Source organism: Streptomyces sp. NPDC050528 (assembly GCF_044457795.1).
GTDB lineage: Bacteria > Actinomycetota > Actinomycetes > Streptomycetales > Streptomycetaceae > Streptomyces.
On sequence record NZ_JBITHH010000004.1, the window covers coordinates 1 to 13687 of the forward strand.

Annotated in this window: 11 protein-coding genes; 4 read left to right on the forward strand and 7 right to left on the reverse strand. The window is 71.0% G+C overall.

Going from position 1 to position 13687, the window contains the following annotated elements; all coding sequences use genetic code 11:
- Nucleotides 1-149 precede the first annotated feature (149 nt).
- A complete protein-coding gene (locus ACIBK4_RS14890; RefSeq protein ID WP_398995065.1) occupies nucleotides 150-1793 on the reverse strand; it encodes an MFS transporter in 1644 nt (547 codons plus the stop codon).
- Nucleotides 1794-1949: 156 nt separating this feature from the next.
- Between ACIBK4_RS14890 and ACIBK4_RS14895 the strand changes: the two genes are divergently transcribed.
- On the forward strand, nucleotides 1950-2945 hold the full coding sequence (locus ACIBK4_RS14895; RefSeq protein WP_398995066.1) for an Lrp/AsnC family transcriptional regulator: 996 nt from the start codon (nucleotides 1950-1952) through the stop codon (nucleotides 2943-2945).
- Between the two features lie 103 nt (nucleotides 2946-3048).
- Here the strand turns inward: ACIBK4_RS14895 and ACIBK4_RS14900 are convergent, their stop codons facing one another.
- The 3 genes from ACIBK4_RS14900 to ACIBK4_RS14910 form a co-directional block, all read right to left on the reverse strand.
- A complete protein-coding gene (locus tag ACIBK4_RS14900) occupies nucleotides 3049-4389 on the reverse strand; it encodes a jacalin-like lectin (RefSeq protein WP_398995067.1) in 1341 nt (446 codons plus the stop codon).
- Nucleotides 4390-4760: 371 nt separating this feature from the next.
- Nucleotides 4761-5864, reverse strand: a complete 1104-nt coding sequence (locus ACIBK4_RS14905; protein WP_398995068.1) for a helix-turn-helix domain-containing protein — start codon at nucleotides 5862-5864, stop codon at nucleotides 4761-4763.
- A gap of 467 nt (nucleotides 5865-6331) precedes the next feature.
- Complete coding sequence (locus ACIBK4_RS14910) at nucleotides 6332-7315, reverse strand: alpha/beta hydrolase (protein WP_398995070.1); 984 nt, start codon at nucleotides 7313-7315, stop codon at nucleotides 6332-6334.
- A 299-nt stretch (nucleotides 7316-7614) separates the two neighbouring features.
- Between ACIBK4_RS14910 and ACIBK4_RS14915 the strand changes: the two genes are divergently transcribed.
- Nucleotides 7615-8580 (forward strand): TerC family protein, encoded by a 966-nt coding sequence (locus ACIBK4_RS14915; protein WP_398995071.1) that lies wholly within the window; start codon nucleotides 7615-7617, stop codon nucleotides 8578-8580.
- Between the two features lie 109 nt (nucleotides 8581-8689).
- Complete coding sequence (locus tag ACIBK4_RS14920) at nucleotides 8690-9571, forward strand: LLM class F420-dependent oxidoreductase (protein WP_398995072.1); 882 nt, start codon at nucleotides 8690-8692, stop codon at nucleotides 9569-9571.
- 105 nt (nucleotides 9572-9676) lie between these two features.
- Here ACIBK4_RS14920 and ACIBK4_RS14925 read toward each other — a convergent pair whose 3' ends face one another.
- The gene (locus tag ACIBK4_RS14925; protein ID WP_398995073.1) at nucleotides 9677-10240 is read right to left on the reverse strand and encodes an NAD(P)H-dependent oxidoreductase; all 564 of its coding nucleotides are present in this window, start codon (nucleotides 10238-10240) and stop codon (nucleotides 9677-9679) included.
- A 103-nt stretch (nucleotides 10241-10343) separates the two neighbouring features.
- Between ACIBK4_RS14925 and ACIBK4_RS14930 the strand changes: the two genes are divergently transcribed.
- Complete coding sequence (locus ACIBK4_RS14930; protein WP_398995074.1) at nucleotides 10344-11024, forward strand: TetR/AcrR family transcriptional regulator; 681 nt, start codon at nucleotides 10344-10346, stop codon at nucleotides 11022-11024.
- A gap of 669 nt (nucleotides 11025-11693) precedes the next feature.
- On the opposite strand, the gene ACIBK4_RS14935 is transcribed toward ACIBK4_RS14930, so the two are convergent.
- Both ACIBK4_RS14935 and ACIBK4_RS14940 read right to left on the reverse strand, forming a co-directional pair.
- Nucleotides 11694-12845, reverse strand: coding sequence for an FAD-dependent oxidoreductase (locus ACIBK4_RS14935; RefSeq protein ID WP_398995075.1), 1152 nt, complete (start codon nucleotides 12843-12845; stop codon nucleotides 11694-11696).
- 33 nt (nucleotides 12846-12878) lie between these two features.
- The gene (locus ACIBK4_RS14940; protein ID WP_398995076.1) at nucleotides 12879-13553 is read right to left on the reverse strand and encodes a TetR/AcrR family transcriptional regulator; all 675 of its coding nucleotides are present in this window, start codon (nucleotides 13551-13553) and stop codon (nucleotides 12879-12881) included.
- Between the last annotated feature and the right edge of the window lie 134 nt (nucleotides 13554-13687).

The following is a 13687-nucleotide window of genomic DNA, read 5'->3' on the forward strand; positions in this document are numbered from 1 at the left end:
CACCCGCCTCAATCCCGACACCCCCCGCGCCACCCCCCCCCCCCCGCCGCACCCGAGGGGCCGGGGGGGGGGGGGGTGTGTGTGGGTGGGGGGGGGGGGGGCCCCCGGGCGGGGGGCCCGGGGCCCCACGCCCATGGGTACTTCGTGCCTCAGCGGTTCGGCGCCGGGTCAACTCCCGCTGCCACGGCCGCCGTTGGTGTCCCCGCGGTGGCGCCGGACGTGGCGGTGTTCCCGCCGGCCACCGGAGCCGCCGTGGACGAAGAGGACTGCTGCGGCCGGCGGAGCAGCAGCACGCACACCAGGGCGGCGAGGAGCGTCAGCGAGCCCGCGACCACCAGGCACAGTCGCATGCCGTCGAGGAAGGAGTCGCTCAGGGCGCCCAGGGCGCGGCCGGTGTCCGCGCCGAGGTTCATGTGGGCGACGGCGCCGAGACCGGCCGAGTCGGCGGTCGAGACGATGCTCCGCTGGGTCGCGCCGGTCACGCCCGCGTCGGTGAGGTGGCCGGGCAGCGTGTCGAGCGCCTTGGTGGAGAGCAGGGCGCCCAGGACGGCCGGGCCGAGCGCGCCGCCGACCTGGCGGAACGCGTTGTTGCCGGCCGCCGCCATCCCCGCCTGCTGATACGGCACCGAGGCCACGGCGGTCGCGGTCATCGGCGTGAGGACCGTGCCGATGCCCAGGCCCAGCAGCGCCAGCCGCCAGGCGATCGACGCGAACGAGGTGCCGGTGTCGACGCCGGTGAGCGAGAACAGCGCGCCGGAGATGACCAGCAGACCCCCGGTGATCAGGACGCGCGGCGCGACCCGGTGCATGAGCCGCCCGACCGGCTGGCCGACCGCGATCGCCGCCGCGGTGACCATGAGCAGCCGCCAGGCCGCCTGGAGCGTGTCGAGCTGCTGCACCAGACCGAAGTACAGGCTGAGCAGGAAGAAGAAGCCGATCAGCGCCAGGAAGGTGATCATCGCGACCAGCGTGGTGGCGGTGAACGCGGGGCTGCGGAACAGCGTCAGGTCCAGCATCGGGCTGTCGCTGCGCCTCTCGACGAGCACGAACGCGACCCCGCCGACCACCGCCATGAACAGGGCGACCATGACCTTGACGTCCGTGAAGGAACCCGCGCCGCCCTCGATCACGCCGTAGACGAGCGCGGTGATGGCGAGGGTCGCGGTGAGCTGGCCCGGCCAGTCGAGCTTGCGGCCGTGCGGGGCGCGGGAGTCGGGGAGCACGCGGGCCGCGACGCCCAGCGCGATCAGCGGGACGGGGACCGAGACGAGGTAGATCCAGCGCCAGGCGGCGTGGTCGAGGATGACGCCGGCGATCAGCGGGCCGATGGCGAGTGCGCCCATGAGGGCGGTCGCCCACAGGCCGATGAACTTGCCGCGCTCCCGGTGGTCGGGCACCGCGTGGCTGATCAGCGCCAGCGTGGTGGGCAGCAGGGTCGCCGCGCCGAGACCGGCGAACGCCTGGCCGATCCACAGCACGTGCACCGACTGCGCGGACAGCGCCACGGCGGCCCCGACGGCGGAGAACAGCAAGCCCGCCAGGAACACCTTCTTGCGGCCGTGCACATCGCCGAAGACACCGGCGGTGAGGATGAACGCGGCCATGGGCAGGACGAACGCGTCCTGGACCCAGGACAGTTGGGCGGTCGACGCGTTCAGCGCCGACTGGATGGCGGGCAGGCTCACGGCGACCGTGGTCACCGGCAAGTAGGCGACGAAGACGCCGAGGCAGGCCATGACGAGGGTGGCCGCCCGCCGGTCGGGCCGCCCGCTCGCCGGGGTCGTGACGTTCACGGGGAACTCTCCTTCTGGAACTTCCGGAATGCGGTGCCCTCGAACTCGAACAGGCACGCGCCCCAGGATCGGCTCCGCCCGGGCCGATCACCAACGTACGACCGAGAAGCGGACCAAAACCTCTATCCAGAGCCCTACTGATGTCACACTTCCCTCATGACAGACGAAGTCGACGGGAAAATCCTCCGCGCGCTGCAGTGCGCGCCGCGCGCCTCGTTCCGGGTGATCGGCGAGGTCGCCGGGGTCTCGGAGCAGACCGCAGCCCGCCGCTTCCACGCTCTGCGCCGCGCCGGGGTGATGCGGGTGGTCGGCCTCGTCGACCCCGCCGTCCAGGGCGATGCCCGCTGGGTGGCCCGCATCCGCTGCCGCCCCGACCGGGTCGGCCCGCTCGCCGACGCGCTCGCCCGCCGGCCCGACATCGCCTACGCGGGCCTCGCGTCCGGCGGTTCGGAGATCATCTGCATCATCAGCGCACCGGTGCACGTGACGCGCGACGACGTCCTGCTGCGTCAACTGCCCCAGTCCGCCTCGGTCCTCGACGTCAGCATCGACCTGCTCATCCATCCGTTCGGCACGTCGGGAGTGAGCGACTGGACGGGCTACGGCGGCCATCTGACGCCTGATCAGGTCCGTCAACTCGTAGGCGAACAGCCCGACTTCCTCACCGGGCCACCCGTACGCCTCACCGACGAGGACACCCCGCTGCTCGACGCCCTCGCGGAGGACGGCCGTGCCACCCACACCCAACTCGCCGACGTCACCGGCTGGTCCACCGCCCGCGTGGCCCGCCGCCTGGATGCCCTGGAGAGTTCGGGGGCTCTCGCCTACGACGTCGAACTGCTCTCCGCGCGGCTCGGGTTCGCGCTCAACGCCACCCTGTGGCTGCGTGTCGCCCCGGCTCGTCTCGAACGCGTCGGCGAGGAACTCGCGGACCACGACGAGGTCGCCTTCGCCGCCGCCATCAGCGGCGACTCCAACGTCATGGTCGTCGTCATCTGCCGCGACACGGAACACCTGTACCGCTACCTGACCACCAAGGTCGCCGCAGTCCCGGGCATCGACGGCTACGCCGTGAGCATCCACGTCCACCGCCTGAAGCAGGCCACCTCGCTGATCTCGCGCGGGCGACTGGTGCCTCCGGCATTCGCGTAGCGGGGGCGGAACGCACTGCGCCGGGTCACCCGCGGTGGCGGACGACCCGGCGCTCAACTGCCGTACGGTGCTTGCCGTTTCGGCGGCGTGTCAGTGCTGCGGGTCAGCGCTTGGTGTAGATGAAGCCGACCTTGTCGACCTCGTCGCCGGAGCGCCCGTGGAAGCCGGCGATCTGCCAGCCGGAGGGGGCGGTGCGGGTCACGCAGTCCGAGGTGGTGGTACCACCGGCCAGGGTGTTGCCCAGGTTGGTGGTGAACTTGGCGTAGAAGATCCGCGTGGTGTCGTTGTACTTGCCCTCGCACAGGTACGCCGACGTCACGTACTCGCCGCTGCCCAGGGTCAGCGAGGACGCGGTGCCGCCCGTGCCGCCGTGGGTGAGCGTGGTGCCGTTGGCGAGGGTGACGCCGACCTGGTCGACGCGCGAGCCGGAGCGCAGCGAGATCGCGGTGGCGCGGGCGGCCGCCGGGACGCTGTCGATGTCCTGGTAGTAGTCGCCGTGCGGGCCGCCGAACTGGTCGCTGAGCTGGAAGTCCGCGTTCTGCGACCAGGTGAAGCCGACCGTGATCGGGTCGTGGTCGGAGAGCATCAGCCCGTCCGAGGTCAGGAACTTCGCGTGCTCGTTGTTGTACGAGGTCGCGTTCAGCGTGACCAGCTTGCTGCTGCGGTAGAGGACCTTGTCCACGACCTCGCAGGTGTTGGGCACGGTGGCCCCGGTCTGGTCGCACACCAGCGCGTCGCTGCCCTTGACCGGCGCGACGCCGCCGCGGATCAACTTGACCCAGGCGTCGGTGAGTCCGTTGGCCGCGCCGAACTCCGCGATGGTGTCGGCGGAGCGGGTGTAGCGGGTGTTGGTGTCACCCATGACGACGACCGCGTTGCCCGCGGAGTGGGTGCTGATGAACGAGGTCAGCTGGCTGAGGTTGTCCGCGCGGGAGGCCTCGTCGCCGTCGTTCGTACCCGCGTTGGTGTGCAGGTTGTAGAAGTCGACGTACACCCCCTCGGACAGCCGCTCCCGCATGAAGGTGAAGCCCTTCGGCGTCAGGCAGTCGCCCGAGTCGATCTGGCAGGAGTTCCAGTGGACGCGCTCGAAGTCGTCGCCGTCCCAGGCGTAGTTGGAGACGGTGTTGAGCCCGCTGCCGATACCGGCGCCACCGCTGGTCGCGGTGCGGTAGGGGTGGGTGTCGGTGGAGTACAGGTAGGCGTGGTAGTTGAAGTCCTCCTGCACGTTCACGATGTCGTACGGGGCGATGCGCGTGCCAATCGCGGTGGTGCTCGTGTCCCGCGGCGTCGAGGCGCTGGACAACGACTCCGGGAGCCCGGCGACGTTGTAGGTGAGCACGCTGAAGCTGCCCGACGTTGCGGCGGCGGCCGGGGTCGCGGCGGCCACCGTGATCCCGCCCAGGGCCGCGGCTGCGGCCGCCAGACAGGCGAGAAGTCTGCGCATGGGGAAGTGCCTCCTGCGGAGTGACAGAGGGGGAGAGTGTTGCGGCGCTCATGTCAAAATGTAGCGACAAGCGCTTGCTATGACTCCCCTTCAGCCGCACCGAATCAGGAATTCCGCGTGGCGCGGAGATGGCCAAGTCCCGTTGTCTGCCCGTTTGTTGTCAGTGCGGGGGGATACGGTCCACAGGTGTGGGACATGAGATCCACATCATCCGGGGCGGGGGTGCGGGGACTGTGGGGTCGGCGAGGGCGGGCGCGGACCGGGGACGGCGGTCAGAAGCGCGGGGCGGGCGCGGCAAGGTGGCGGAGAGTGGGAACCCGGCTGCGCCCCGCGCCTCTGACCGCTACGTCCCCGCCCCGCACCCCTGACCGCTACGGCCGCGCCAAGTGCCGCATCGTCAGCGCCAGTTGGAGTCGTAGTCGCCCCTGAGGCGTGCGTACCGGCCAGCCCAGGAGGGACTCCGCGTGGGTCAACCGGTCCTGGAGCGTGGAGTGGTGGACGTTGATCTCGGCGGCCGCCGCGCGCAGGCTCGTGGTGGTGGCGACGGCGTTCAGTGTGGCCAGCAGCCAGGGCGCGTTGGCCGCCGCCGCTTCCAAGTCGTGTACGTCGGGCGGGGGTTCGGCGCCGGGTTCGACCAGTTCGGCGAGGAGGGCGATACCGCCGAGTTCGTCGGCGTGGACGACGCGTTGGCCGGGGTCCTGCGGGGTTCCGTCGGAGGTGAAGCGGAGGGCGGTGCGGGCGGCGGCCCAGGAACGGGGCAGGTCCAGTACGGGGACGGCGGGGCCGATACCGAGTCGGCCGGCGGGCAACTCGGCATCTGTGTGCGGGAGTTGGACGCCGGATCCTTCCAGGTGTGCGTGGGGATCACCGTCCGGATGCGGGGCGAAGGGCGCGGGCCGCGTGCCGGACGTACCGGTGTCCCGGGGTGCGGCGACGACCCGGGGCCGTCCGTCGAGCGGGGCGACGGCCCTGGCCCTGGTCGCCGGGTCGGCCGGGTCGAGGCCGAGGCGGCGGGCCGCGTGCAGCCGGGCCGCCTCGGGAGCGGTGGCGTCGAGCAGGGTCTCGACCAACTCCGGGTCGTCGGCGGGAACCCGACCCCGGGTGCGATCGAGCACGAGCCGTACGGCACCGGCGGCCCGCTCCAGGATCATCGCGTCGACGACGCTGGGTGCCGCGTCCGCCGCCCGCTCCAGCCAGAGCGCGGATTCCCCGCCCGGCGTCAGCGAGGCGGACGGCCAGGCGGGATCGGGCGGTTCCGCGCTGTCCCGGCGCGTACCGTCCGCCTCGACCCGCACCCGAACCCGCCGCTCGACATCGACCAGCCGCGCGGCACACCCGGCCAGCACCGCCGCCCCGCGCACCAGCGCCTCAAGCCCGGCCCGCGACTCGGCAAGCCGATCGAAGTACCCGATGACCCGCACGGCGGCCCCGGCGTCCGGATCCAGCGCGGTCAGCCGCCCGGCCAGCTCTTTCATAAGCCCATGGTGCGCCATGGAACGGGCGGAGAGGAGTGACGGGACGCGACGAGTACCGCGAACGAATAGCTCCGGCGACCGAGGAGCGTGCACGGCGTGCCCGCTCGCGCGTGGAACGCCGGTGTCACTGCGGCCGTACCCTCGCGGCGCTCAGGTCGCTGCCGGTTCCGATGCGCAGCCCGGGCTGCTTGTGACACCGCCGCCTGCGGAGGGGAAGCTGTCGAAGTAGGGGAAGCCGCTCGGCCAAGGTCGGGGTGTTGCGGCACGCCGGTGTCACCGCGGCCGTACCCCCGCGACACTCACGCCCCGGCTGGCTCACACGCGCAGCCCGCCTCCCCCCGCGAAGCGAAGCCGACGAGGTCAGCGAGGGCGTCCGGCCAGGCTGGAAGCACCGCAGCACACCGATGTCACCGCCGCCGTACCCCCACGACCCCCGACTCCCACGCCCCCACCCCCCGGAACCCCCCTCACGCCGTAGCGAACAACCTCCGCAGCCACCCCACATGCGCAGCCCGCGCCGCCTGTGAAACCGCTGCCTGCGGAGCGAAGCCGTCGAAGCCGTGGAAGCCGCCCGGCCAGACGTGGAGTTCGGCGATGCCGCCTGCCTGCCAGAGGCGGGACGCGTAGGTGACGACCTCGTCGCGGAAGGTTTCCGCCGAGCCGACGTCCAAGAAGGCCGGGGGCAGGCCCGTGAGGTCTTCCGCCCTCGCCGGGGCGGCGTACGGGGAGACGTCGGGGGTGCCGCGGCGGTCGCCGAGGAGAGCCGTCCAGCCGGTCTCGTTGGCCGTGCGGTCCCAGATGCCGAGGCCGGCCATCTGGTGGGCGGACGGGGTGTCGTTGCGGTCGTCGAGCATCGGGCAGAGGAGGAACTGGCCGATGGGGCGCGGGCCGCCTCGGTCCCGGGTCAGCAGGGCCAGCGCTGCGGACAGGCCGCCGCCCGCGCTCGCGCCCATGATGACGATTCGCTCGGGATTGCCGCCGATCTCCTTCGCGTGCTCCGCCGTCCACAGCAGACCGGCGTACACGTCCTCGATCGGCGCCGGATGCGGATGCTCGGGCGCCAGCCGGTACTCCACCGACACCACCACCGCGTCCAGTTCCCGCGCGTACTCCAGCGCCCCGATCACCCCGACCCGCCGATCGCCGAGCACCATCCCGCCGCCGTGCACGTGGTAGATCACGGGCAGCGCCCCTGCCGTCCCAGGCGCGGTCGGACGGCCGATGAGCAGTGTGATGTCGGGCTCGCCGACCGGGCCCGCCACCTCCCTGTCCTCGATGGCGAAGGCTCCGTCGAGCGTGAGGTCCATGTCCATCGACTGCGTGATCGCCGGGCCCTGGCGAATCTCGTCGATGTCGTCCATCGTCATCCCGGGCGAGATGAACTCCTTGATCAGCTCCAGCGCGGCGACGAGTTCCGGGTCGAACGGGGGCGGGGGCGGGACGGATGTCATGCGCTTCTCCTGACGCTGGGCGCGGCGGCTCGTACGGCCATGGTCCGCGTATCCACCCCCGGTGCGCCCACCGCCGTCCGGCGGAACCTCCCCGCCGTCCGGCGGGTGCCTTGCCGGGATGTGACCTGTTGTTCACCGGCGGGACGTGGAAGGGATCTCCCAGGCCAACAACGATGTCCACTCCGACAACGATGTCCAAACCCCCACGGACCACCCCACCTGACCACTCCACGGACCGCCCCGCCTGACCACCCCATGTGGCGCCCCTCGCGCCACCCCTCGCACCAGGAGCACCACCCGTGAACATCTCCCTGACTGCCTGGCTGGTGACGATCGCCGCCCTGTGCGCCCTCGTCGGCGTCGACTTCCTCATCGGCCGCAAACCGCACGACGTGTCCGTCAAGGAAGCCGGCATCTGGACCGTGGTCTGGGTCGTCCTGGCCTGCCTGTTCGGGCTCGGGCTGCTCGTCTACGGCGGGAGCGGACCGACGGGGGAGTTCTTCGCCGGGTACATCACGGAGAAGTCGCTGAGCGTCGACAACCTCTTCGTCTTCGTCCTGATCATGGGCAAGTTCGCGGTGCCCTCGCAGTACCAGCAACGGGTGTTGATGGTCGGCGTCCTCGTCGCCCTGGTGCTGCGCGCCGGCTTCATCGCGGCCGGCGCCGCCATCATCTCGACGTTCTCGTGGGTGTTCTACCTCTTCGGCGCGTTCCTGATCTGGACCGCCTGGAAGCTCGTCCAGGACGCCCGCAAGGGCCACGAGAACGAGGAGTACGAGGAGAACAAGCTCCTCAAGATCGCCGAGCGCCGCTTCGGAGTCGCCGACCGCTACCACGGCACCAAGCTGTTCATCACGGAGAACGGCAAGCGCATCATGACCCCGATGCTGGTCGTGATGCTCGCCATCGGCTCCACCGACGTGCTGTTCGCGCTCGACTCCATCCCCGCGATCTACGGCCTCACCCAGGACCCGTACATCGTCTTCACCGCCAACGCCTTCGCCCTGATGGGCCTGCGCCAGCTGTACTTCCTCATCGGCGGCCTGCTGAAGAAACTCGTCCACCTCAGCTACGGCCTGTCGATCATCCTCGGCTTCATCGGCGTCAAACTGGTGCTGCACGCCCTGCACGAGTCCGGCGTGCACGTCCCGGAGATCTCCATCCCCTTCTCCCTCGGTTTCATCGTGCTCGTGCTCGCGGTGACGACGTTCACCAGCCTGCGCGCCACGAGGACGCCGAAAGCCGAAGACGCCCTCAAGTCCTAGGCGCGGAGCTTGACTTCGAGAGCGCTCGAAGGCCTACCGTCGCGAGGGACGGGGAGGTCCGGGTGGACCGCGAAGCGCACTGCGAATGGACCGTGAAAGGGAGTCGGGCATGCGGGTCGGCGTACACATCAACCGGTTCAACCATCCCGGAGGGCCGGCGGCGATCGGGCCCGAGCTGGCCTCGGCGGCGGCCGCGGCCGAGGCGGCGGGCGTCAGCTGGCTCTCGGTGATGGACCACTACTTCCAGATGGAGTTCAACGGCGGTGCCGAGGACGCCATGCTGGAGGCCTACACCACGCTCGGCTTCCTGGCCGGCAACACCTCCACGGTCCGGCTCGGCGCGCTGGTGACCGGAGTGACGTACCGCAATCCGGGGCTCCTCGCGAAGATCGCCACCACGCTCGACGTGTTGTCGGGCGGCCGGGCCACGCTGGGTATCGGGGCGGCCTGGTACGACCGTGAGCACCACGGTCTCGGCGTGCACTACCCGCCGGTCGCGGAGCGGTTCGAGCGGCTGGAGGAGACGCTGCGGATCTGTCTGCAGATGTGGGACCCGGAGACGAACGGCCCCTTCGAGGGTCGGCACTACCAGCTCGCCGAGACCCTCTGCGTCCCGGCGCCGATCAGCAGCCCGCACCCCGAGATCATGATCGGCGGCGGTGGGGAGAAGAAGACCCTGCGGCTGGTCGCGCAGTACGCCGACGCCTGCAACCTGATCGTGTCGACCCCGGACGAGCTGCGGCACAAGCTCGACGTGCTGCGCGGTCACTGCGACAACCTGGGGCGCGACTACGACCGTATCCGCAAGACGATCGTGCACGGCGGCGAGTCGGTCACCGCGGGCGACCTCGACGCGTTCCTGCGGGAGATCAGCGGCTTCACGAAGCTCGGCGTCGACACGGTGATCCTGGGCCCGCGCACCGGCGAACCGGCCGAGTGGATCGAGCGGTTCGTGGCCCCGGCGGTGCCGCGCCTGGCCGAACTGGACTGACGTGAAATCGCATGAACTGACATGAACTGCCATGAAAGGGGCCGGAGTTCCTGTGGACTCCGGCCCCTTTCGGCGGTCGAGCAATGGTCGAGCGGTGTGCCTCGATCAGGCGGCGACGGCCTCGCCCGCGTGGCCCTTCAGCTGGGCGAGGACCTCGGTCAGCTGGGCCACGACCTCGGCGTCCTCGGACGGGTGGGTCTCGGCGAAGCGGACCACGGAGCTCGGGATGGAGAGCTTGATCTCCTCGATGACCTTGCCGCCGGCGATGCCGACAGCCTTGCGGGCCTCGTCCTGCGCCCACACGCCGCCGAACTGGCCGTACGCGGTGCCGACCACGACGACCGGCTTTCCGCCGAAGCCGCTGGCGCCGTAGGGGCGGGACAGCCAGTCGATGGCGTTCTTCAGGACGGCCGGGATGGTGCCGTTGTACTCGGGGGAGAAGAAGAGGAACGCGTCGGCGGAGCCGGCGGCCTCGCGGAGCTTGGCGGCGGCGGCCGGGACGTTGCCCTCGACGTCGATGTCCTCGTTGTAGAACGGGATGTCGGCGAGACCCTCGAAGATCTCGATGTCGGAGCCCTCGGGCGCGAACTTCACGGCGGCCTCGGCGAGCTGGCGGTTGTGCGAGCCGGCACGCAGGCTGCCGACGAGCGCGAGGATACGAACAGACATGGGGGACTCCAAGGGGGGCTGAAACACTGCCGTTACGATCCGGACCGAGGTCCGTTTAAAAGTTGTACCAGGCTAAGCGGACCGCGGTCCAGTTTTGTTCCCGGTGCTTTACGCTGTCTTCATGTCCAGCGCCCTGCCGCCCTTTCCGAAGCCCGAGGAGTCCATGAGCGAACCCCAGTTGCTGGAGGTCCGCTCCTACGCCGACGAGCCCTGCCTGCGCGCCGACGCGGCCCGGAATCGTGCCAAGCTGCTGGAGGCCGCCGCACGGCTGATCGCCGAGCACGGGGTGGCCGGCGTCACCATGGAGGCGGTGGCCACCGCCGCCCAGGTCGGCAAGGGAACCGTCTTCCGCCGCTTCGGCGACCGCACCGGCCTGCTGATGGCGCTGCTCGACCACTCCGCGCAGACACTCCAGGCCGACTTCCTCGGCGGGCCGCCCCCGCTGGGCCCCGGAGCCCCGCCGGTCGAACGGCTGCGGGCGTTCGGTGTGGCCGTGCTGTACCGCCACGCCGAGCAGCTGGACCTGCAACTGGCCGCGCAGCCGGAACCCACCCGCCGGTTCGCCCACTCCGCACTCCGCGCACTGCGCACCCACGTCACGGTGCTGCTCCGACAGATCGCGCCGGACGCCGATTGCGAGCTCCTCTCCCACACGCTCATGGCATATCTGGATCCCGCCCTGATCCACCATCTGACGAGGCAGTGCGGGATGCCCATGGAGCGCCTGGAGATCGGCTGGATCGACCTGGTCAACCGGGTGACGGGGGCTCAGACGACTTCCTGAGGCGGTCAGTTGGGCTGAGCCTGGCTCAACCGTCCGGCTGGGCGGCTTGTTTGGGCTGCGCCCGGCTCAACCACCTGCCCGGGTGCACCAGTTGGGCAGCGCCTGGCTCAATGGCCACGCCCGGAGTGGCTGTCCGCTCGCCTCAATCAGTGTGCTCGGCTCAACTGTCCGGGTGGGTGGGTGAGCGGGTTGAGCTGTGCCCGATTCAACGGCCGTGCCTGGCGCGGCCGTCGCGCTCGGCGGAAGCGAGCTGCTCGACTCAATCATCCTGCTGGGTAGGTTAGTTGAGCTGCGCTCGACACGGCCGCCGCGCCCGGTTCGGCTGGTGGGCCGGCTCAACGGCCAGGCCAGGAGCGGCTGTCGCGCTCGGCGCAACCACGGTGCTCGCCTCAGCCGTCCGGCTGGGGAGGCCAGTTGGGCTCTGCTCGGCACAGCCGTCGTGCCGGTTCGGCTGGTAGGCCCGGCTCAACCGTGCTGCCCGTCTCAACCGCCTGCGTGTGCGCCAGTTGGGCTGCCCCGGCTCAACGGCCGTGCCCGGAGCAGCTGTCGAGCCCGGCTCAATCACCGTGCTCGGATCAACCCCCCGGCAGAGTCGCCCAGTTGGGCTGCGCCCGGCTCGTCCGCCGCACCCGGCACTCGCCCCGCCCGGTTCAACCCGCCCCGCCCGCCTCAGCCACCGTGGCTCGCGAAGAAGTCCAGCATGCCCTGTGGCGCGTCCTCGCCGAACATCAGGATTCCGTTCGCTGCGGATTCCGCCGCCGACTCCTCGCTGCGCGGGAACAGCTTTGCCTCGTAGGCGGTCAGCGCGGTCTCGGTGTCGCCCGGGTGTGCGGCCAGCGCTTCGCCCAGTTCGGCGCCGTCGAGCATGGCCAGGTTGGCGCCCACGCCTGCGAACGGTGACATGACGTGGGCCGCGTCGCCCAGCAGCGTGACTCCGGGGACCCGGTCCCAGCGGTGCCCGATCGGCAGGGCGTGGATCCGGCGCGGGGTCAGTGGGCCGGCCGCGTCGGCGAGCAGGGCGCGCAGGCTCTTGTCCCAGTCGGGGAAGTGCGCCAGCGTGTACGCCTTGGCCGCCTCGGTGTCCGTGAAGTCGACGCCGTCGAACGCGTCCTCGGGGACCGCCAGCGCCACGTAGATGTGCAGGCTGCCGTCGGTCTCGCGGTGGGCCAGGAAACCCTTGCCCGCGCCGAGCGCCATCATCATGCCGTTGCCGACGACCTCGGCGCTCACGGGATGCCGTACGTCGGCGTCCGGCAGGTCCACCTCGACGAACGAGATGCCGACGTACGCGGGCTTCGCGTCCGAGAGCAGGGGCCGCACCCGGGACCACGCGCCGTCCGCGCCGATCAGCAGATCGGTGGTGAACGAGGTGCCGTCCGAGAGCGTCACCTCGTGTCGACCGTCGCCGCCGCCGCCGTCGAGCGGGCGGGCGTCGGTGACCTTCGCGCCCCAGCGGACGGTGTTCTCCGGCAGGGAGCCGAGCAGCAGGTCGCGCAGTTGACCGCGGTCGACCTCGGGGCGCCCGCCGGTGCCGTCGTCGGGGTCGTCCAGGAGGACCGTGCCGGTCCGGTCGAGGACGCGGGTGGCCTCGCCGCCCGGGTTGACCAGCGCACGGAACTCGTCGTACAGACCCGCCGCACGCAGCGCCGGCTGGCCCGAGTCCTCGTGGATGTCGAGCATCCCGCCCTGGGTGCGCGCGGCGGGGGAGTCGTCCAGTTCGAGGACGGCGGCCTCGATGCCGTTCACGTGCAGGACCCGGGCGAGCGTGAGCCCGCCGAGTCCGCCGCCGACGATCGCGATCGGGTGATGGGGGGTGGTCATGACGGGCCTCCGTGAAGTGGGCGGGAAACAGGGTCAGTTGGGTACGGCGGTCCGCTCGATACCGGCGATCAGCGCCTGGAACCGCCACGACAGACGGGCCTCGTGCGCGCCCGAGAGCAGATCGCCGGAGAGCGCGGCGATGTGCGGGTGGGTCCGGTCGGACACGGTGCGCAGCGCGTCCGTCAGGGCGTCCCAGTCGTCCTGGGTGGTGCCCCCGGCCGAGTGCTCGGCGGCGGTTGCCGTGGCCTGCTGGAGCAGCAGGTCCACACCCCACGCGGCCTGCGCGGGCGGGACGCCTCCCTCGTCGAGCAGGGTCAGCAGGGTCTCGATCAGGTTCAGGTAGTGCGGGCCGCTGGGCCAGGCGGTCAGTGCCGAACGGGCGAGGCTCGGGTGCTCGAAGAGCATCCCGGTGTACGCCGTGAGCACCTGCTCCAACCGCTCGCGCCAGGAACCCTCGGCGGGCGCCGGCCCGATCGTGCCGAGCAGTTCGTCCAGGACCGCCGCGTGCAGCTCCGCGGTGTTGCGGACGTACACGTACAACGAGGCCGGACCGGTGTCGAGCTCCTGGGCCAGGCGCCGCATGGTCACCTTCTGCAGACCTTCGGCGCGCAGCACCGCCACCGCGGCGGCGACGATGCCCTCCCTGCTCAGGGGGGGTTTCGCCGGTCGTTCGCGGCGGCTGCGGGGGGAGTCGGGGCGTGCTGTCATGCCTCCACCGTAACGAACACGTTCGCTCCGAACAAGTTCGTGACGAACATGTTCGTAAAATCCCGGACCATGTTGCCCTCGTGACGACCGTTCCCCCGCCGCACTCCGAGCCCCCGGCTTCTGCCAAGATGCCG